Source organism: Sphingomonas sp. M1A8_2b, assembly GCF_053345535.1.
This window is the reverse complement of sequence record NZ_JBKFAH010000004.1, coordinates 18255-38035: the sequence shown is the minus strand read 5'-3', so window position 1 is coordinate 38035 and position 19781 is coordinate 18255. Positions and strand designations below refer to the sequence as shown.

18 protein-coding genes are annotated in these 19781 nt (G+C 66.9%); 4 read left to right on the top strand and 14 right to left on the bottom strand.

All coding sequences use genetic code 11. From position 1 onward, the window contains the following. Positions 1-209: 209 nt before the first annotated feature. A complete protein-coding gene (locus tag ACLBWL_RS15280; protein ID WP_447794492.1) occupies positions 210-1133 on the top strand; it encodes an ABC transporter ATP-binding protein in 924 nt (307 codons plus the stop codon). 1 nt (position 1134) lies between these two features. On the opposite strand, the gene ACLBWL_RS15275 is transcribed toward ACLBWL_RS15280, so the two are convergent. The 9 genes from ACLBWL_RS15275 to ACLBWL_RS15235 form a co-directional block, all read right to left on the bottom strand. Beyond that, positions 1135-2322: a UxaA family hydrolase gene (locus tag ACLBWL_RS15275; RefSeq protein ID WP_447795024.1), complete on the bottom strand. Its 1188-nt coding sequence runs from the start codon at positions 2320-2322 to the stop codon at positions 1135-1137. Between the two features lie 71 nt (positions 2323-2393). Then, on the bottom strand, positions 2394-2693 hold the full coding sequence (locus ACLBWL_RS15270) for a UxaA family hydrolase (protein ID WP_447794490.1): 300 nt from the start codon (positions 2691-2693) through the stop codon (positions 2394-2396). Continuing rightward, positions 2690-3724, bottom strand: a complete 1035-nt coding sequence (locus ACLBWL_RS15265; protein WP_447794489.1) for an aldo/keto reductase — start codon at positions 3722-3724, stop codon at positions 2690-2692. Before ACLBWL_RS15265 ends, ACLBWL_RS15270 begins: the two co-directional genes overlap by 4 nt. After that, positions 3721-4599: an amidohydrolase family protein gene (locus ACLBWL_RS15260; protein WP_447794487.1), complete on the bottom strand. Its 879-nt coding sequence runs from the start codon at positions 4597-4599 to the stop codon at positions 3721-3723. Before ACLBWL_RS15260 ends, ACLBWL_RS15265 begins: the two co-directional genes overlap by 4 nt. Before the next feature lies 1 nt (position 4600). After that, positions 4601-5455, bottom strand: coding sequence for a fumarylacetoacetate hydrolase family protein (locus tag ACLBWL_RS15255; protein WP_447794485.1), 855 nt, complete (start codon positions 5453-5455; stop codon positions 4601-4603). Continuing rightward, the gene (gene lldD / locus ACLBWL_RS15250; RefSeq protein WP_447795022.1) at positions 5452-6600 is read right to left on the bottom strand and encodes an FMN-dependent L-lactate dehydrogenase LldD; all 1149 of its coding nucleotides are present in this window, start codon (positions 6598-6600) and stop codon (positions 5452-5454) included. The genes ACLBWL_RS15255 and lldD overlap by 4 nt, the downstream gene beginning before the upstream one ends. 7 nt (positions 6601-6607) lie before the next feature. Next, complete coding sequence (locus ACLBWL_RS15245; protein ID WP_447794483.1) at positions 6608-7339, bottom strand: SDR family oxidoreductase; 732 nt, start codon at positions 7337-7339, stop codon at positions 6608-6610. Between the two features lie 13 nt (positions 7340-7352). Then, on the bottom strand, positions 7353-8651 hold the full coding sequence (fucP, locus tag ACLBWL_RS15240; RefSeq protein ID WP_447794481.1) for an L-fucose:H+ symporter permease: 1299 nt from the start codon (positions 8649-8651) through the stop codon (positions 7353-7355). A 216-nt stretch (positions 8652-8867) separates the two neighbouring features. Then, the gene (locus ACLBWL_RS15235; RefSeq protein WP_447794479.1) at positions 8868-9212 is read right to left on the bottom strand and encodes an L-rhamnose mutarotase; all 345 of its coding nucleotides are present in this window, start codon (positions 9210-9212) and stop codon (positions 8868-8870) included. A 187-nt stretch (positions 9213-9399) separates the two neighbouring features. Here ACLBWL_RS15235 and ACLBWL_RS15230 point away from each other — a divergent pair, with 187 nt between their 5' ends. Then, positions 9400-10413 (top strand): zinc-binding alcohol dehydrogenase family protein, encoded by a 1014-nt coding sequence (locus ACLBWL_RS15230; protein ID WP_447794477.1) that lies wholly within the window; start codon positions 9400-9402, stop codon positions 10411-10413. Between the two features lie 105 nt (positions 10414-10518). Beyond that, positions 10519-11325, top strand: coding sequence for an IclR family transcriptional regulator (locus ACLBWL_RS15225; RefSeq protein WP_447794476.1), 807 nt, complete (start codon positions 10519-10521; stop codon positions 11323-11325). Positions 11326-11369: 44 nt separating this feature from the next. On the opposite strand, the gene ACLBWL_RS15220 is transcribed toward ACLBWL_RS15225, so the two are convergent. Then, positions 11370-12755, bottom strand: coding sequence for an alpha-L-fucosidase (locus tag ACLBWL_RS15220; protein ID WP_447794474.1), 1386 nt, complete (start codon positions 12753-12755; stop codon positions 11370-11372). 407 nt (positions 12756-13162) lie between these two features. On the opposite strand from ACLBWL_RS15220, the gene ACLBWL_RS15215 reads away from it, so the two are divergent. After that, complete coding sequence (locus tag ACLBWL_RS15215; protein WP_447794472.1) at positions 13163-14305, top strand: glycoside hydrolase family 43 protein; 1143 nt, start codon at positions 13163-13165, stop codon at positions 14303-14305. 61 nt (positions 14306-14366) lie between these two features. Here ACLBWL_RS15215 and ACLBWL_RS15210 read toward each other — a convergent pair whose 3' ends face one another. From ACLBWL_RS15210 to arsC, 4 genes are all read right to left on the bottom strand, one after another. Continuing rightward, the gene (locus ACLBWL_RS15210; protein WP_447794470.1) at positions 14367-16889 is read right to left on the bottom strand and encodes a TonB-dependent receptor; all 2523 of its coding nucleotides are present in this window, start codon (positions 16887-16889) and stop codon (positions 14367-14369) included. A gap of 378 nt (positions 16890-17267) precedes the next feature. Further along, on the bottom strand, positions 17268-18035 hold the full coding sequence (gene arsH, locus ACLBWL_RS15205; RefSeq protein WP_447794468.1) for an arsenical resistance protein ArsH: 768 nt from the start codon (positions 18033-18035) through the stop codon (positions 17268-17270). Next, a complete protein-coding gene (locus ACLBWL_RS15200; protein ID WP_447794466.1) occupies positions 18035-19318 on the bottom strand; it encodes an arsenic transporter in 1284 nt (427 codons plus the stop codon). The genes arsH and ACLBWL_RS15200 overlap by 1 nt, the downstream gene beginning before the upstream one ends. Next, on the bottom strand, positions 19318-19773 hold the full coding sequence (gene arsC, locus ACLBWL_RS15195; RefSeq protein ID WP_447794464.1) for an arsenate reductase (glutaredoxin): 456 nt from the start codon (positions 19771-19773) through the stop codon (positions 19318-19320). The genes ACLBWL_RS15200 and arsC overlap by 1 nt, the downstream gene beginning before the upstream one ends. Between the last annotated feature and the right edge of the window lie 8 nt (positions 19774-19781).

The following is a 19781-nucleotide window of genomic DNA, read 5'->3' as shown; positions in this document are numbered from 1 at the left end:
TGATTAATAGAAGGAATGGTTCGCGCAGAGGCGCAGAGGCGCGGAGATGGTTCGCTCGGAACGAGCGCCTGATACCTAACATCGTGTATTGGAATCGGAGTTGCCTCGCGACAAGCGCAACATCTCCGCGCCTCTGCGCCTCTGCGCGAACCAATCTTCTTTGATCGTCGGGGGATGACCCGCCCTGCGGCCCCCGCTATGCCGCAGCCATGACCGAAGCTGCGATCGCAATCTCGAACCTTTGCAAGACCTATGCGGGCGGTAAGCGCGCGCTCGACGGGGTGACGTTCGACGTGCCGCGCGGGCAGATCTTCGGCCTGCTCGGCCCCAACGGTGCAGGCAAGTCGACGCTGATCAACATCCTCGCCGGGCTCGTCAACAAGACCGAGGGCAGCGCTGCGATCTGGGGCTTCGACATCGACGAACACCCACGCAACGCCAAGGCGTCGATCGGGATCGTCAACCAGGAGATCCTGTTCGACCCGTTCTTCTCGCCGTTCGAGACGCTGGAGATCCAGGCCGGCCTTTACGGCGTCCCCAAGGCGAAGCGCCGCACGATGGAACTGCTCCGCGCCGTGCATCTCGAGGACAAGGCGCACGCCTACGCACGAACGCTGTCGGGCGGGATGAAGCGCCGGCTGATGGTGGCGAAGGCGATGGTCCACTCGCCCCCCGTCCTCGTCCTCGACGAGCCGACCGCGGGCGTCGATATCGAGCTACGCCAGCAGCTCTGGACCTATGTCCGCAGCCTCAACCAGGCCGGCGTCACGGTGGTGCTCACCACGCATTACCTCGAGGAAGCCGAGGAACTCTGCGATCGGATCGCGATCATCAACAACGGCCGCCTGATCGCGAACGAACCGACCCGCGAACTGGTCGGCAAGGCGCAGGAGAAGATCGTCGCGGTCACCGTCGACCGCGACGTGACCGACATTCCCGCCAACGCCTGCTTCCAGAAGATCACGCTGATGGGCACGCGGACGCTGGAGATCACTTACAAGAAGGACCGTGTGAACGCCGGCGAAGTCCTCGCCGCAGTCCAGTCCGTCGGATTCGGGATCGTCGACGTCTCGACCAAGGAACCCGATCTCGAGGACGTGTTCCTCAGCCTGACGCGCGCCGCCAACGCCTGACTCAGTGACACACAGCGGGGCGAGCTGGTCCCGACGCCTTGTATGTCAGGATGAATTCGGAATGACCCAGCTCTTCGGACTTGGTCTGCGCGCCGTTCGCGATGCCGATGATCAGGTCGACAATCTCGGCGCCGACCTCGTCCAGCGTACCGCGCCCCTCGAGGATGCGGCCGGCATCGACGTCCATGTCGTCGGCCATCCGCCGATAGGTGTCGGGATTGGCACAGATCTTCACGACCGGTGAGATCGCCGAGCCGACCACCGAGCCGCGGCCGGTGACGAACAGGTTGATATGCGCGCCGCTCGCCATCAGCTCGCCGATCTCGGCGTTGTCGACGATGTTGGGAAAGCCGAACTTCGGATCGCCCGGTGGCACCACGTCAAGCAGATAGAGGCCTGGCCCCGGCACCAGTTCGGCCGGATCGATCACGCCGTCGATCGGGCGGCTACCGGACTTGGCATAGGCGCCGGCGGACTTCTCCTCCTGGCTCGACAGGCCGCCCTCGGCATTGCCGGGGGCAAAGCTGCCATAGCCCATCGCGCGGTAATAGAGCTCGGCCTTGTGGACCGACGCGATCAGCGCGTCCGCCACCGCGGGTGTCGCGGCGCGGCTCGCCATATGGCCTTCGCAGCCGATCATCTCGCCGGTTTCCTCGAAGATGCAGGCCGCCCCCGCGTCGATCAGCGTATCGAAGGCGCGGCCGACCGCCGGGTTGCCGGTGATCCCGCTGGTCCCGTCGGACCCGCCGCAGATCGTGCCGATCACCAGTTCCGACATCGCCATCGGCACGCGGCGCGCGCGCGCGTCGGCTTCGGCACGGACGCGTTCGACCGCCGCCATCCCCGCTGCGATCGCGGGGCCGGTGCCGCCGACCTGCTGGATCACCACCGTCTCGACCGGCCGGCCCTGCTCCCGCGCGTTCGCCCCGAGCAGTTCGCGGTTGAAGCTCTCGCAGCCGAGCGACAACAGCACGACTCCGCCGACATTGGGGTGCGTGGTCAGCGCCTTCATCATCGCCAGCGCGTAGTCGTTGGGATAGCAGCCGGGAAAGCCGATCAGCTGAACGCGCGGATCGTCGATCTTGTCGACGATCCGGCGCGCGACGTGATGCGCGCATTCGACCAGATAGACGACCACGATGGCATCGCGGATGCCCTTGCGGCCATCGGCGCGCAGCCAGCCGGTCATCGTCCCGTCGTTCTGGGCCACATAGTCCTGAGCCCCAGTGGTCTGGACCCCAAAGGTCTGCACCGCGTCGTTCATGAATGATCTCCTGCCGCGTCACGCAGGTGCGCGGGGATATAGTCGCTTTGCATATTATGCATGTGCACCCAGCCGCCCGCGGGCACGTCCGCCGTGGCCGACCCGATCGGCATGCCATATTTGACGATCTTGTCGCGCGTTTTCAAGGACGAGACTGCGATCTTATGACCGAGATCGACCTTTTCGGTGATCGCCAGCGTGGTGCCCTCGACCACGATCGTCTCGCCGGGGATCAGGTTGCGGCAGGCTACCGCGACATTGTCGCTGGGCGACAGGCGGATCGCGGCGGCGGTCATGCCGCAAACTCCGGCACCGGCGCATCGCCGCGCAGCAGCCCTTCGGCGCGCAAGTCCTCCCAGAATGCGGGCGGAGTCGACGCGTGATACAGGTCGACCGTCTGCGTCACGCGCGCCGCGCTGCCGATGCCCGGAATGACGCTGGCGACGAGCGGATGCGCGAGGACGAACGCGAGCGCGGCGGCGGGCAGAGCGACGGCGTGGCGGTCGGCGATCGCCTCGATTCCGCGCACGCGTGCCAGCACGTGGTCCGGCGCGGGTCCGTAATCATAGTGGATCGTGCCGCCACGCCGCGTACCGGTCGCGAGGATGCCGCTGTTGTACGGACCGCCGATCACGATCGACGTCCCCGCCGCCGCGCAAGCCGGGAACAGCGCGTCGAGCGCATCCTGTTCGAGCAATGTATAGCGCCCGGCGAGCAGGATCGCGTCGAGCCGTGCCTCGGCCATTACGTCGAGGCAGACCTGGATCTCGTTGACGCCGATGCCGAAGCCCGTGATCGTGCCTTCGTCGCGCAGCCGCTCGAGCGCCTTGAGGCCGCCGCCGTTAGTGAGCTGCTGCCAATAGCCGTCCGCAGCGTTGCCATGCGTGTACCGCCCGATGTCGTGGACATAGAGCAGGTCGATCTTCGCCACGCCCAGCCGCTGCAGGCTGTGCTCGTGGCTGCGCAGGATGCCGTCATGCGTGTAGTCGTAGCGCATCCGGAACGGCATCGGCGAGCGGAAGCCGTCGCGTTCCCGATCATCGGTGATCGAGGCATCGGGGTCCATCAACCGACCGACCTTGGTCGAGACGACGGTATCCGGCTGCAACCGCAGCGCATCGCCGACGCGCCGTTCGGACAGCCCGCGGCCGTAATGCGGCGCGGTGTCGACATAGCGTAGACCCGCGGCGAGCGCGGCATCGACCGCGGCGCGCGCATCGGCGTCGGCGACCGGCGCGTAGAGATTGCCGAGCGAGGCGGCACCGAAGCCGAGTTCGGGCACCGACAGCGCGGTGCGGCCGATCGGCCGGTGGGGAATATGCGTCAAAGGTCCAGGTCCAGTCGATAGATGCGGTTGGCGTTGCGGCCCCACAGGTCGGCGCGCTCGTCGTCGCTGCGGCCGGCGAGCAGGGCCTCATAGGCGCCGAGCGTCTCGTCCAGCGTCGCGAACAGGCGGTCGGTGGGGAAATTGGTGGCGACCATCACGCGGCGGGTGCCGAACAGGTCGATCACCTCGGCGACGATGTCGGCAAAGGCGGCGGGGTCGAACGGCGCGTGGATGAAGCCGGCGCCCGACAGCTTGATCGACACCTGCGGCATCGCCGCCAGCGCGGTTACCCCGGCACGCCATTGGTCGAGCCCGTCGCCGGGGATCGGCAGCCCGAGATGATTGACGATGACGGGAACGCTCGGGTGGAGCGCGGCGATCTCGACCAGCCCGGCAAGCTGCGCGGGGAAGCCGTGGAAATCGTAGCTGAGCGCGTGGTCGGCGAGCAGGCCGAAGCCGCGTCGCCACGCCGGATCGATCGTCAGGTCACGCGGATAGGCTTGCCGCACGGCATCGGGATGCCAGTTGACGAGGTGGCGGATGCCGCGGACGCGTGGTCGCGCGGCCTGCCGGGCCAGCAGCGCCTCGACGTCGGGATCGTCGAGTTCGACGCGTGCGATGATGGCGTCGGGCAGGCCATGCGTGTCGGCGACCGCGTTGAGCCAGTCGGTCTCGCGCTCGCCGTCGTCGCGGTGCGCGCCCGCGTCGATATGCACCGCGCCGACCAGATTCCACGCCGCCGCCGCCGCGCAGTGGTGCGCGACCGTATAGGTAGCGGCGATCGGCGCGGTGTCGGGCTCGTCGAGCCAAGGATAGCGCAGGCCATCCCTGTCCCAGAGGTGCAGATGCGCATCGACGAACGGCGGTCGGGCCATCCTAGTTGCGCGGCTGCCAGGCGACGAAGTCCTGGCGTTGCTCGCCGAGTTTCTCGATGCCGAGCGTGACGACGTCGCCCGCCTTCAGATACCGGGGCTCGGGCTTCTGGCCCATGCCGACGCCCGGCGGCGTGCCGGTGGTGATGATGTCGCCGGGCTCCAGCGTCATGAACTGCGAGCAATAGGCGACGATCTCGGCGACCGAGAAGATCATCGTCTTGGTGCTGCCGTCCTGCATCCGCTTGCCGTTGACGTCGAGCCACATCGACAGGTTCTGCGGATCGCCCACCTCGTCGGCGGTGACGAGCCACGGGCCGACCGGGCCGAAGGTCGGGAAGCCCTTGCCCTTGTCCCAGGTCGCGCCGCGCTCGATCTGCCAGTGCCGCTCGGAGACATCGTTGACCACGAGGTAGCCCGCGACATGCGCGAGTGCGTCGGCGGTCTCGACATACTCGGCGCGGGTGCCGATGACGATGCCGAGTTCGACTTCCCAGTCGGTCTTCTTCGAATCGCGCGGGATGACGACGGGATCGTTCGCGCCCTGGAGACAGCTGACCCATTTGTTGAAGACGACCGGTTCCGCGGGAATCGGCAGGTTCGATTCGGCGGCGTGATCGGCGTAGTTCAGCCCGATCGCGATGAATTTGCGCGTGCCCGATACCGGCACGCCGTAGCGCTGCTCGCCCTCGACCAGCGGCAGCGTGGCGGGGTCGATCGCGGCGAGCTTCGCCAGCGCTTCGGGCGCCAGCGTTTCCGCGGCAATGTCGGCGTGACCGGTCAGCGCGCGCAAGCGGCCATCGGCATCGATCAGGCCCGGCTGTTCGTTTCCGGGCGTACCATAGCGACAAAGTTTCATAGATTATCCTTTGCAGAAACCAGAATGGAGCGATCGATCTTGGCGATCGTGTTGACGCCGGTAAGTGTCATCGCGACTCGCATTTCCTTTTCGATCAGGTCGAGCAGTTGCGTCACGCCCGCCTCGCCGCGTGCGGCCAGCGCATAGAGCCACGCGCGCCCGAGCAGGACGCCGTGTGCGCCCAGCGCGAGCATCCGCACGACGTCGAGACCCGAGCGCACGCCCGAATCCGCCAGCACGGTCAGCCGATCGCCGACCGCCTCGGCGATCGCGGGCAGCGCGCGTGCGGTCGACAGAACGCCATCGAGCTGGCGGCCACCGTGGTTCGAGACGACGATCCCGTCCGCGCCGACATCGGCGGCGGCGCGCGCGTCGTCGGGGTCGAGGATACCCTTGATGATCAGCGGGCCGTCCCACGCAGCGCGAATCCAGTCGAGATCGCGCCACTGGATCGACGGATCGAAATTGGCGCCGAGCCAGCCCATGTAGTCGTTCATGCCGCTGGCCTTGCCGAGCACCGGCTCCAGATTGCCGAGCCGGTGCGGCCGCCCGCGCAGGCCGACGTCCCACGCCCAGCTCGGTCGGCCGATCGCCTGCAGCATTCGGCGCAATGGCGCGCGCGGCCCGGACATGCCCGAGTGCGCGTCGCGGTAGCGGGCGCCCGGTACCGGCATGTCGACCGTGAACACCAGCGCCTCCGCGCCTGCCGCCTTGGCGTTCGCGATCAGCTCGCGCATGAAACCACGGTCGCGCAGGACGTAGAGTTGGAACCACAGCGGCCCGTCGGTCGCGCGGCGGACCTCGTCGATCCCGCACAGCCCCACGGTCGAGAGCGTGAACGGCAGACCGCGTGCGTTGGCGGCGCGCGCCGCCTGGGTCTCGCCGCGACGGCGATACATGCCGCCGATCCCGATCGGTGCGAGCGCCACGGGCAGCGGCATCTGCCGGCCGAACAAGGTGGTCGACAGATCGATCGTCGCGACGTCCTGCAACACCCGCTGGCGCAGCGCGATGTCGGCGAGATCCGCGGTGTTACGCCGCAGCGTCTGCTCGGCATACGCGCCACCGTCCGCATAATCGAACAGGAAGCGCGGCAGCCGTGCCTTCGCCGCACGCTGGAAATCTAGGGTCGAGGCGATCGTCACCATCGCATCAGGCCATGCACCAGCCGCCGTCGATCACGTGCAGCTGCCCAGTGGTGTAGGCGCTCTCGTCCGACGCGAGATACAGCGCGAGCGCCGCGACTTCGTCGGCCTTGCCGAGCCGTCCCATCGGCTGACGCGCGATAAACGCCGCACGCGCCGCCGCTTCGTCGCCGGTCGCGGCGAGCCGCTCGTCGAGCGAGGGGGACTGCACCGTGCCCGGACAGATCGCGTTGCAACGGATACCCTTGCCGACATAGTCGAGCGCGACCGAGCGGGTGATCCCGGCGACCGCGGCCTTCGACGCGCAATAGGCGTAGCGGTTGCCGACGCCGATCACCGCGCCGGCGACCGAGGACATGTTGACGATCGAGCCGCCGCCGCGCGCGATCATCGCCGGCAGCAAAGCGGTCAGCATGTGCGTGATCGCGTGGACGTTGAGGTCGAACGACAAGTCGTAGCCCGCGTCGCCCGTCTCCAGCAGCACGCCCGCATCGACATAGCCCGCGCAGTTGAACAGCACGTCGACCCCGCCCGCATTTTCCGCAAACGCCCTGATCGCGGCGCGATCGGTCAGGTCGATGACGTGCGGCGTGCATCCGGCGAGGTCGGCCAGCGCATCGGCGTTCCGATCGAGCGCGAGCACCTCGGCGCCCTCCGCGGCGAACAGTTCCGCTGCGGCGCGCCCGATCCCCTGGCCGGCGCCGGTCACGATCGCGCGCTTGCCCTTCAGTCTATCCACGTCGTCTTTCCTTTCAGATCGATGCCCGCGCGGTCGCGCCGCGGGCGTAAAGCGCAAAGGCGAATACCGCTGCGAAACAGGCGGCTGGCACCAGCATCGCATGCGTGATCCCGGCGCGATCCGAGACCCAGCCCATCAGCGCGGTCAGCGCCGCGCCGCCGATGATCGCCATGACGATCAGCGACGAGCCGGCCTTGCGCAGCGGCCCGAGCCCTTCGACGCCGAGCGCGAAAATCGTCGGGAACTGGATCGACATGAACAGGCTGGCGGCGACCAGCGCATACAGCCCGATCGCGCCGCCGACGATCCCCGCGAAGGCTGCGAGCACCAGCGAGATCGCCGAGCACATCGCCAGCAGGGTGACCGGCGCGAGCCGCGCCATCAGCGCGGTGCCGACGAAACGCCCGCCCGCGAACAGCACCAGCGACACGAACAGCGCATCGGCCCCGGCACGCTCGCCCATCCCCGCGTTCGCCTGGGCGTAGCGGATCGTGTAGCTCCACAGCCCGACCTGCGCGCCGACGTAGAAGAACTGCGCGACCACCGCGGCGATCAGTTGCGGGCGGCGGAACACGTCGGTGAAACGACCCGTCGGCCCCTGATCATGCGCGACGCTGCCGCGCGGGAACGGCACCAGCGCGGCGGCGACCGCGAACAGCAGCACAATGCCGGCGATCGCGACATAGGGCATCACCACCGCCTGCACTTCGGCGCGATAGAACGCGTCGCGCGCGGCGTCGCTCATCGCGGCCAGGCTGCGCTCGTTATGCTCGATTCCCGACAGGATGAAATTGCGGCCGACCAGGATCCCGGTGATCGCGCCGAGCGGATTGGCCGCCTGCGCCCAGTTGAGCCGCCGCGTCGCGGTGCGCGGATCGCCCAATTCGGTCATCAGCGGGTTGGCGGAGGTTTCGAGAAATGCCAGGCCGCAGGCGATCACGAACAGCGCGAGCAGGAACAGCTGGTACATGCCGGCGACAGCGGCGGGATAGAACAGCAACGCGCCGCACCCGTACAGCGTCAGCCCGGTGACGATCGCGGTCTTGTAACCGAAGCGCCGCATCACCGACGACGCCGGGATCGCGACGACGAAATAGCCGAAATAGAAGACCTGCTGGACGAAGCTGGTGCCGAAATCCGACAGCGCGAACGCCTTGCGGAACTGCGCGATCAGGATGTCGTTCAGGTTGTTCGCCATCCCCCAGAGGAAGAACAGGCAGACGGTGATCACGAGCGCGGTCACGTAGCGCCCGCCGTCCGGCTCGCCCTCCGGATGGCCATTAGGATGCGGGCCGGCCCGGGACTCGATCATCGGCGGCAAGGCCATCCTGTCTCTCCAGTCTGTGTCGTTGCGACGGCCGCCGGGACCATCGTCGAACCCGCAACTGCGGGCTAGCGCCACTACGCACACGAGATTATCTTTTCACAAGCGAGAGCTACTCAAGCGGTCGGGCTTTAGCAAGTCAACCTTTTGCCGGGGTGGGATGGCCGGTGGGAGGCGCCGACGGGATGAATCGTGGCCTGCGCGCTAGGCTCCCTGGTCGCCGAGCGCGTAAATGCGGCGCATCAGCACCCATTTCTCGCCATCTCCGGCGCATGCCAGCGGTCGCTGGAACCGATCCATCGCCGCCTCCCAGCGCGCGTCGATCGCCTTGCCTTGCGCGTCCAATTCGCGGGGCCAGTCGTCGGCAACGTCGGCGATCATGAACAGATGATCCGCGGCGCGCCAGATCTCCATGTCGATGAACCCCTTTGCGCGGATACCTCGCGTCACGTCGGGCCAGACCGCGCCGGGCGCGTGGGCGGACTCATACGCAGCGATCAGATCTGCATCGTCGACCAGATCGAGCGCGAAACACACGCGGCGAACCATTCTTCTCTCCTGTTTTAGATATCGGTGTTTTCGATACCGGCACCAAGCGCAATTCGGGCGGGAGCTCGAATTCTAATTGCACATATGATATAGCCGTATCATGCAGCGTCAATCGACGCGCCCTGCACCCGTCTACCGGCCAGGCCGATGGCCGGTCGGCGACGTACACTATCCTTGGAGGACAGCGATGAAGGCATTGGTCTGCACGGCGCCCAACGCGGCGCGCATCGAGGACCGTCCGGCGCCACAGGTCGGCGAGGGCGAGGTGCTGTTGCGGATGCGGCGGGTCGGGATCTGCGGTACCGACTATCACATCTTCGACGGCAGCCAGCCGTTCTTCACCTATCCGCGCCTGATCGGCCACGAACTTGCCGGCGAAGTGGTCGAGGCGCCTGCCGACAGCGGCCTGACGCCGGGCCAGATCGTGACGGTCAATCCCTACATCGCGTGCGGCACCTGCGTCGCGTGCCGGCGAGGTCGACCCAATTGTTGCGCGCGGATCAGCGTGCTCGGCGTGCACGCCGATGGTGGCATGACCGAGTTTCTCGCGGTGCCGGTCGGTTCGATCGTGACGACCGACGGCCTCACCGTCGATCAGGCGGCGATGGTCGAATTCCTCGCGATCGGCGCGCACGCGGTACGCCGCGCCGCGATCGAACCGGGCACGCGCGTGCTGGTCACCGGGGCGGGCCCGATCGGGATCGGCTGCGCGCTGTTCGCGCGGATCGCCGGCGCCGGCGCCGTCACGCTGCTGGATCGCAGCGCCAAGCGTCTCGCGACCGCGGCGGAGCGGTTCGGTTTCGATGACGGCGTCGTCGCCGGCCCGGATGCCACCGCGGCGCTGGCGGATCGAACGGATGGCGAGATGTTCGACTATGTCTTCGACGCGACGGGGAATATTCATGCGATGAAGGCGGGCCTGTTCAACGTCGCGAACGCCGGCACCTATGTGCTGGTTGGGCTGTGCCTCGACGATCTGGTCTTCTCCGACCCCGAATTCCACAAACGCGAGACGACCTTGCTCGCCAGCCGCAACGCGCTCGCGGCGGATTTCGATCATGTCATCGCCTCGATCCGCAACGGCGCGGTGCCGGCCGACCGGTTCCTGACCGATCGCGTCGATCTCGACGATGCGCCCACTGCGATCCCCGCGCTGATCGCCCGGCAGGAGGATGTGTTGAAGGCGATCGTCACGATCTGAACGAGGCGCGACACGCACGGAGGCGGGCCGACGATGGGCGCGGGCCTTCCTTGGCAAAGGGATTGCCGCTAGTCTTTGCGTTCAGCACCGGGGTCGATGGAAACTATGGCGAAGCAGGACGGCGAACCGGCGCAACGCAAGGGCAGCTACAATGCACCCGCGCTCGACAAGGCGTTCCTGATCATCGAACTGCTCGCGAACAACCCGCAGGGATTACTGGCCAGCGAAATGGCGACCGCACTGAAACGGTCGCTCGGCGAACTATTCCGGATCGTCGTGGTCATGGAAGAAGCGGGCTATCTGCAGAAATCCAAGGTCACCGATCGCTATACCGTGACCTACAAGTTCCTCGACGTCGCCTATCGCGCCACGCCGGCGCGCAAGCTGGTCGTCACCGCGCAGCCCGAGATGCAGATGCTCGCCGCCGCGATCGGCCAGTCGTGCCATCTCGTGGTGGTGCAGCGCGCCGAAGGCCTGGTCATCGCGCGCGAGGAAAACCCCGGCGTGCGCGGCTTCGCACTCCGCGTCGGGGCCTCGATCGATCTGGTGCGCAGCTGCTCGGGCAGCGTCATCCTCGCCTTCACGCCCGAGGATGCGGCGGAACGGTTGCTCGCGCGCGCGTCGGCGTTGCGCAAGGAACCGGTCGGACAGGCCGCGCTGGCCAAGACGCTCCAGACGGTTCGCGCGCAGGGCCACGGTCTGCGCGAAAGCCCGGTCACGCGCGGCGTCACCGACATCAGCTGCCCGATCTTCGGCTTCGACGGCGAACTGCTCGCGGCGCTGACCGTGCCGTTCCTCGAACTGATCGACGGATCGCAGCTGGTCTCGATCGAAGAGGCGTGTGCCGAACTCAAGCAGACCAGCCAGCGGATCTCGGTCGCCCTGGGCTGGCAACCGCCGCACGGCGCCTGAGGCGACTCGCCTGTAGGATACAACGGATCGAGGACGGTCCGACCTCACCGCATCTCCAACTCGATGATCTGGTCCCACGCACCGCCGAGCGGCGGCAGGCCCGACAGCGTGAGCTGTCCGTTGCTGGCCGCGACCTTGACCGGTGCGTCGCCGTCGAACAGCCGGGCGGACGCGACCGCGCCTCTGATCGGTAGCGTCACCTGCCCGCCATGCTCGCGGATCAGATGGACGTACACCGTTTTGCCGCGCTGCGTGGTGACGCCCCAGTCGCCCGGCGCGACCGGGCCGCCGCGGGTGTCGTAGATCGCCTTGCCGTGCGTCTTCAGCCAGCCGCCGATGGTGTGGAGCGTCGCGAGATTTTCAGGCTGGATCTCGCCGTTCGGCATCGGCCCGGTGTTGAGCAGGAAATTGGCATTGCGGCCCGCCGCCCCGACCAGCGTGCGCACCAGCGTCTCGGGCGTCTTGTACGTGTCGTCGACGAGGTTGAAGCCCCAACTGCCGTTCATCGTCTCCGACATCTCGAGCGGCAGTGTGCCGACCACCGAGGTGCTGCTGTAGCCCATCGTGTTCTGCCCCGGCAGATCGCGCTCGAACGTCTGGTAGTCCTCGCCCGGGAAGGGTGCGTGATGGTGGTTGTTGACGATCAGCGCGGCGGGTTGCAGCGCGTGGATCAGGCGATAGGTCCGGTCGAGCCGCCAGCGGTCGCGCAGCGGCGTCTTCTCCTGATCCCACCAGCCATCGAACCAGATGCCGCCGATCGGGCCGTATTGCGTCAGCAGCTCACGCAATTGCGCGTCCTGATAGTCGAGATATTTCTCCCAATCGCCGGACTCCGGCCGGCCGGTGGTATGCCCGGTCTGGCCACGCGGAAAATAGTCGGGATTGTGCCAGTCGAGCTGCGAATAATAGAAGAACAGCTTCACGCCCTGCCGTCGGCACGCGGCCGCCAGTTCGGCGATCGGGTCGCGCGCGAACGGCGTCGCCTTCACGACATTGTACGGCGAGACCTTGCTGTCGAACATCGCGAAGCCGTCGTGATGCTTGCTGGTGATGACGATGTAGCGCGCGCCGGCGTCCTTGAACGATCGGACCCAGGCGTCCGCGTCGAATCTGGTCGGATTGAAGAACCTGGCCAGCCGGGCGTATTTGTCGGCCGGGATCTTGTTTTCCTGCATGATCCATTCGGCGAGCCCGGGCGAGCCGCCGCCGCCGAGTTCGCTGTACAGCCCCCAGTGGAGGAACACGCCGAACTTCGCATCCTGGAACCATCGGCGCGCCTCGAGATTGGCCGCGGTCGGGGTGTAAGTCTCGGGTGCGGTCGGTGCCGGCGAGGGCGTGGTGGCTGCCGATTGCGCGAGGGCGCTGGTGGACAGGCCGAGCGCGACCAGTGCCAGCAGCGTGCGCCGCATATGCGTGGTCAAGCCGGTCATCGCAATCTCCCGTACGAACTCTGAACGATATCGCTCCTACGCGGCGCGTCGCAACCTCTCATCCGCCGCGCCTGCCGGCCAGCGCCGCCAGTTCGGTATGCGGCGGCGCGGTATCTGCCTCGGCGACCCAGTCGACCAAGCTACCAACCTGCGGGCAGGATGGCGCGGATACGGTGACGTCGCGGTGTGCTTGCTGACGGTCGTATCCGCCACTGTTGACGCGGCCTGCGCCGATCGGGGACTACAACGTCGCTGCACGACTGCAATAATGTCTGGCAATTGCAGACGCAATGTGGATCTCGCCTGTGCTAAAGCTACGCTCACTTGCTGAGGTGGAATGCTGCTCGCCGAGACGAATGCGGGGCGCGAGCCTTGCTTGCAGTGGCGCAAAGAACGAGGGGATCGAGATGACCGGACAGACGCGACGCGGTGCAACGGCGGCCCTGATCGGCGCGGTGGCCCTGCCCTTCTCGTCGTCGATCCTGTCCGCGGAGGTCTCGCCGAACACGCCGCAACTCGCCGTCGTCAAAAGCCTGACAAATTACCCCGCGCCGCCGTCTGCCCGACAGGCACGATCGGCGTACCTGCTCGCCTATTTCAAGGATGAAACCCACTCGCTCAATTTTGCGGTATCGCGCGACGGGTACAGCTTCACGGATGTGCTCGGCGGACGACCGGTGCTCTCGGGTCGCGTGATCGCCGATCAGAAGGGCGTGCGCGATCCGCATGTCATGCGCGGGCCCGATGGTGCGTTCTACATGGCGCTGACCGACCTCCACATTGCCGCGCAGCGCGAGGGGCTGCGGACGACCGAATGGGAGCGGCCGGAGAAGGCGTTCGGATGGGGCAACAACCGCAACCTGCTGTTGATGAAGAGCCGCGACCTGCTGCACTGGACGCTGGCCAAGGTCGACGTGTCGCGGCTGTTTCCCACGTTCGCGAACGCCGGCAACGCCTGGGCACCGGAGACGATCTGGGATCCCGCCAAGCGGCGCATGATGGTGTATTTCACCACGCGCTACGGCAATGGACCCAATTTCATGGTCTATTCCTATGCCGACCCGGCGTTCACGACGCTGACCACGGTGCCGCGAAAGATCCTCGATTATCCGCGGCCCGACGTGAACGTGATCGATGCCGACATCACCCGCGTCGGTGGCAAATATCGGATGTTCTACGTCGCGCATGAAAAGCCGGGCGTCATCCTGCAGGCGGTGTCGTCGCGGCTCACCGGCCCGTATGCGTATGATCCGCGCAAGGTGGAGCCGGAAACGGTCGCTGCCGAGGCGCCGAATCTGTGGCGGCGCTATGGCACCAAAACCTATGTGCTGATGTACGACGTGTTCGGCGCGACCCCGCACAACATGGGCTTTGCCGAAACGACGGACTTCCGCACGTTCAGGAACATCGGTCGCTTCAACGATGCCGGCTCGCCGATGAAGGCGACCAATTTCGCGTCGCCCAAACACGGTGCGGTGATGGCGATCACCCCGGCCGAAGCCGATCGTCTGGAGCACTATTTCGGCACCGCCGCGCCGGCCGAACGCTGATTTTCGTGCATGCTGATTTTCGTGCATCCGGCCCGCACCGATTACGGCGAACAGCGCCGCTTCAGAAGAGTTTGCGCAGGCCGAGCCTGATCGAGCGACCGAGCGGATCGATATAGGCGCCCTGAAAACGGTTCGGCGTCCGCCCCAGCCGGTCGCGTACGCCGATCCGGTCGTTCAAGAGGTTTTCGATCGTCAGCTGAACCGTCGTGTTGCGCGCCCACGGACGCTTGACCATCTGGTCGACCTTGAGCGATCCGTACGGCACCAACCACGTCCGTCCCGAAAAGCGAAGATCCGACGCGGCGAGGTCGCTGCGGATCCGGGTCGGCCCCTGCAACCGACCGTATACGCCGATGCTCGCGGGCCCGAGCGATCCACCGAGGTTCAGCTCGCTTTCCCAGCGCGGCCGCCCACCGGTGCCGGTCAGCGTGTCGCCATCAAGCAGATCGAGCGCGGGCAGATCGTTGCGCAGGGCCAGGCGATCGTCGAGCCGCCACGTCGTCGTCATCGATACATAGATTTGCGGCCGGGGTTTGGGCGGCGGCGGGGGCGGTGTGGCGCTCTCCTTGGCGGTGGTGGTGGCGGCGGCGACCGGCGGCGTCGGCGGCTTGGGGGCCCGACCGATCGGCGTCGACAGGCTCAGCGTCACCTGCATCTTCTTTTCGCGTTCGCGCGCGATGTTGACCGGCCTCAGGTCGGCGCTCACGAGTTGCCCGGCTGCGTTGCGCTGGAACGCGCCCGAGAACGCGGTCTGGAAGGCTGGGGTCGCGCTGCCTAGCGTCGCGGTCTGGTTCGCGATCCGCGTTTCGAGATAATTGACGCTCAGCCGCAGATCCGTCTTCCTGATCGGCGACACCGCGACGCCGAGCGTGGCGATCCGTCGGCGTTCCGGGGCCAAGGACGGATTGCCGCCGGCGATGGTCGTAACGAGCACGCTGGTGCCGGTCGTGAAGTCGAAGAACGGCGTGTTCGGGGTCGTGACGGTCGGGTTGGTCAACAGCGCGATCGCCGGCGGGGTCTGCGCGGCGTTGACCGAGGCGATGAACTGGATCGGGCGGACCGGCGACCAGGTCAGCCCGTAATTGGAGCTGACCAGCCCCCCGTAATCCGACACGTCAGAAACGCCGATCATCCCGTTGACCGACAGCTGCCCGAGAAACGCGAGGACGTCCTGATTGGCGGAGGCGATCGGCAGATCGGCGTTGACGCTCGCGCCCCTGGTGGTGCGCGCGAGATCGAGCGTCGCATTCATCAGTCCCGGCAGGCTGCCCGAACTGCTCGATCGCGCGTAATCGGCCGACAGCGTGAGCTGCGCGTCGCCGGCCGGCAAGTGGACCAGCGGGCCGTTCGCGACCGCCTTGGTCAGCAAGGTGCCGGTGACCGTCCGGCTTCGATAGTCCTGGCGAAGCGCGGACGCCGCCGGGCTCAAATCCGCCAGCGGATCGCCGCCCGCATCGATCGACGCCTGCAGATCGTCGATCGGCACGCCCTGTTGCGAGTCCGCTACCCCGCGCACCCGGTCGTAGCTGGTCGTGACGTTCCACCCCCAGCGCCGGATACTGCCCTGCACCATGCCCGAGCCGTGCAGCGTCAGACTCGTGTTCCGCTGCCGCAGCACCGCGTCGGGGAGATAGCGATAGAGCAGGACATCGTCGGTAAACGGCAACGCGCCGCTTCCTCCCGGGACCGTCAACAGCGCAGGCGCCAACCCGTTCAGGCCCGAGCTACGCTGCGACTCCACCGACAGGTTGAGCGACCCGCTCATCGACTTGCCGATCGGCGCCGCCACGGTGCCGTCGACCGAAATCCGATCGCTGCGTTGCTGGAGCGAGCGATACCGCCCGACATCGGTCACCGCCGGGACACCCGCACCGGCGACGTAGCCCGCCAAGGTCCGACGGTCCGCCGGGTCGGCCGGCACGGCGGCGATCGTGACCGGACGCCCGACCAGCGCATCGAGCGCGGGGTCGATACTGCCACCGGCCATCCCCACGACGTTGCCGCCGAGCGCATAAAGCGTGTCCGGATCGGGCAGGATCCCGCGCTGACTCTGCAGGAGCGGATAGAGCCGCAGATGCGACGCCGTGAGCGTGATGCGCCGCGGGCCGTCGATCCGGGCGGCGGTCACCTCGGCATAGTTCGTCCCGCCCCCGCCCTCGGTCGTGGTGCCGCCGAGCTCCTGAAGGGTGACGGCACGAAACGTCTTCTTGGTGATGAAGTTGAGCACCCGGACGGTGGCGGGAAACCCGAAGCGTGCCGCCTCGGACTCGGGCAGGACCTCGATCTTCTCCATCGCCTCCTGCGGCAGGCTGTAGAGTTCGTTCATGCTCGACATCCGCCGGCCGTTGAGCAGATAGACCGGATCGCCGCCGCTCGCCGAGGTCGTCAGCGGCTTCAGGCGTTCGAGCAGCGTCTTCAGATCGGCCGCCCCGAGCGACTGGATCGCGGCTTGGTCGAGCGTCGCGGTCGGATCGGTCGCGCCGATCGCGGTGCCGGCGATGCGCTGGCCGGTGACGACGATGTCGGTCTTGCCGGGCGATGACGTCTCTGCTGGTATATCCTGCGCCGTCGCGGCTGCCGGCACGGCGACGCCACATGCGAGCAGGGCGCGATAAGGCAGTGCGCGGATCCGGCATATCATGGGGCGCGGCCGATCGTAGCGGCACAGATGTCGAATATCATCACGCGCTCCCGGTGAAAATCCGATCTCGAATTGAACGCGCGATCATGTCCGGAATGCGGCCTTTTCTGGCGCCGGCAAAGGCGCGCTGCGTGTTCGATCCATTATCGACGCAATCGCGGATTTCAGATGGTTAGATCGTCCGATGGAGACGCGTGATGCGGCGAAGCCTTCCTTGATGCGATGCCGTTGCCGACGTCACCTCGCATTAGCTGTAATTGGCCGGGTTCCGACCCTGAGCCTGGGATGCCGCTCGCCGGTGCGCAGCCGCCTTGCCCTGCATCAAGACCGCTCGGTTCCGATACGCTGCGTGGTGGCGGTGGCAATGCTCGACAGGTCCGCCGCCGGGTCGATCGGCACCCCCGCTTCCTTTCGTTCCGAATAGCGATCGACAAGCTGAGCGGTGTGTGGCCGTAGCAGCACCGTGAAGCGCACCAGCTCTTCCATCACGTCGACGATCCGGTCGTAGTAGCTGGATGGCTTCATCCGGCCGGCGTCGTCGAACTCGTTGAATGCCTTGGCGACGCTCGACTGGTTGGGGATCGTCACCATCCGCATCCAGCGGCCGAGGACGCGCAGCGTATTGACGCTGTTGAACGACTGCGATCCCGCCGACACCTGCATGACGGCGAGCGTCCGGCCCTGCGTCGGTCGCATCCCGCCCATCGAGAGCGGCAGGTGATCGACCTGCAGCTTCATGATGCCGGTAATCTGGCCGTGCCGTTCGGGGCTGCACCACACCTGCCCCTCCGACCACATCGACAATTCGCGCAGTTCGTGGACGGCCGGGTGATCGTCGCCCGTCACCTGGTCGGGCAGCGGTAGCGTGGCAGGATCGAAAATGCGGGTCTCGCAGCCGAAGAACTGCAGCACGCGGGCCGCTTCCTCGACGCACAGGCGTGAATAGGACCGCTCTCGAAGCGATCCGTAGAGCAGCAGAATACGCGGGGGCGGATCACCCGGCCCCAGCCCGAGGGCGGGGCGATCGAGCGCATAGCGGCGATCGAGCGCGGGAAGATGGTCTGGATCGGAAAGCGTATGAAGCGGCATTACAGACGGAGCCTTATGACGAGTGCTGCCAGCGTCGCCAGCAGCACCGGGATCGTCAGCGTCGCGCCGACCTTGAAGTAATAGCCCCAGCCGATCCGGATGCCCTTTTGCCCGAGGACGTGCAGCCACAGCAGCGTCGCGAGCGAGCCGATCGGCGTGATCTTCGGCCCGAGATCGCAGCCGATCACATTGGCGTAGATCATCGCGTCCTTGACCGCGCCCGTGGCATGGGTAGCGTCGATCGACAGCGCCCCCACCAGCACGGTCGGCATGTTGTTCATCACCGACGACAGCAGCGCGGCGATGATCCCAGTGCCGAACGCTGCGCCCCACACGCCGCCTTGCGCGGTGCGATCGAGCAGGCCGGCAAGGTGGTCGGTCAGCCCGGCATTGCGCAGGCCGTAGACGACCAGGTACATGCCGAGCGAGAAGATCACGACCTGCCACGGCGCGCCGGCCAGCACCTTGCGGGTCTGGATGACGTGGCCGCGCGCGGCGACGATGAGCAAGAGGACTGCGCCGACAGCGGCCACGGCGCTGACCGGCACGCAGAGCGGTTCGAGCAGGAAGAAGCCGGCGAGCAGCAGGGCTAGGACGACCCAGCCCGCCTTGAACGTGGCATGGTCGCGGATCGCATCGCGGGGATCGCGGAGTTGCGCCACGTCGTACTTCGCCGGTATGTCGCGCCGGAAGAACAGCAGCAGCGCGACCAGCGTCGCGGCGATCGACGCCAGATCGACCGGCACCATCACCGAGGCATACTCGGCAAAGCCGATCCGGAAGAAGTCGGCCGACACGATGTTGACGAGGTTGGAGACGATCAGCGGCAGGCTGGCGGTATCGGCGATGAACCCCGCCGCCATCACGAACGCCAGCGTCGCCTTGTCCTTGTATCCCAGCGCGCGCAGCATCGCGATGACGATCGGCGTCAGGATCAGCGCCGCGCCGTCATTGGCGAACAGCGCCGATACCGCCGCGCCGAGCAGAACGATCAGCACGAACAGCCGGCGACCATGCCCCCGGCCCCAGCGCGCGACATGGAGCGCCGCCCATTCGAAGAACCCGGCTTCATCGAGCAACAGGCTGACGATGATGATCGCGACGAACGTCGCGGTCGCGTTCCAGACGATCCCCCACACCACCGGCACGTCGGACAGAGAGACGACCCCGACGAGCAGCGCGACCGCGGCACCGCCCAGCGCGCTCCAGCCGATGCCGAGGCCCCTGGGCTGCCAGATGACGAGCGCGATCGTGGCGACGAAGATAGCGAGCGCGAGCAACATCAGGCGATGCGCTGCCCTGGGATGCGCTCGCCTTGGGCGTCCACGACCTGTTCGCCGTCCTCCTTGGCAAACGCGCCCTGTTGCGGCGCGGGCAGCAGATCGAGGACCGCTTCGGACGGTCGGCACAGCTTCACGCCGAGCGGCGAGACGACCAGCGGTCGGTTGATCAGGACCGGATGCGCCATCATCGCGTCCACCAGCGCGTCGTCGGACAGCGCCTCGTCACCAAGGCCCAGCTCCGCATAGGGCGTGCCCTTCACCCGCAACAGATCGCGGGGTGTGATCCCGGCGCGGTCTATCAACTCGACCAGCAACGCGCGCGAGGGCGGCGTCTTCAGATAGTCGACGACATGCGGCTCGATGCCGGCATTGCGGATCATCGCCAGCGTGTTGCGCGAGGTGCCGCACTCGGGGTTGTGATAGATCACGATATCAACGGCCGCGGTCTTGCTCATGGTGGGCG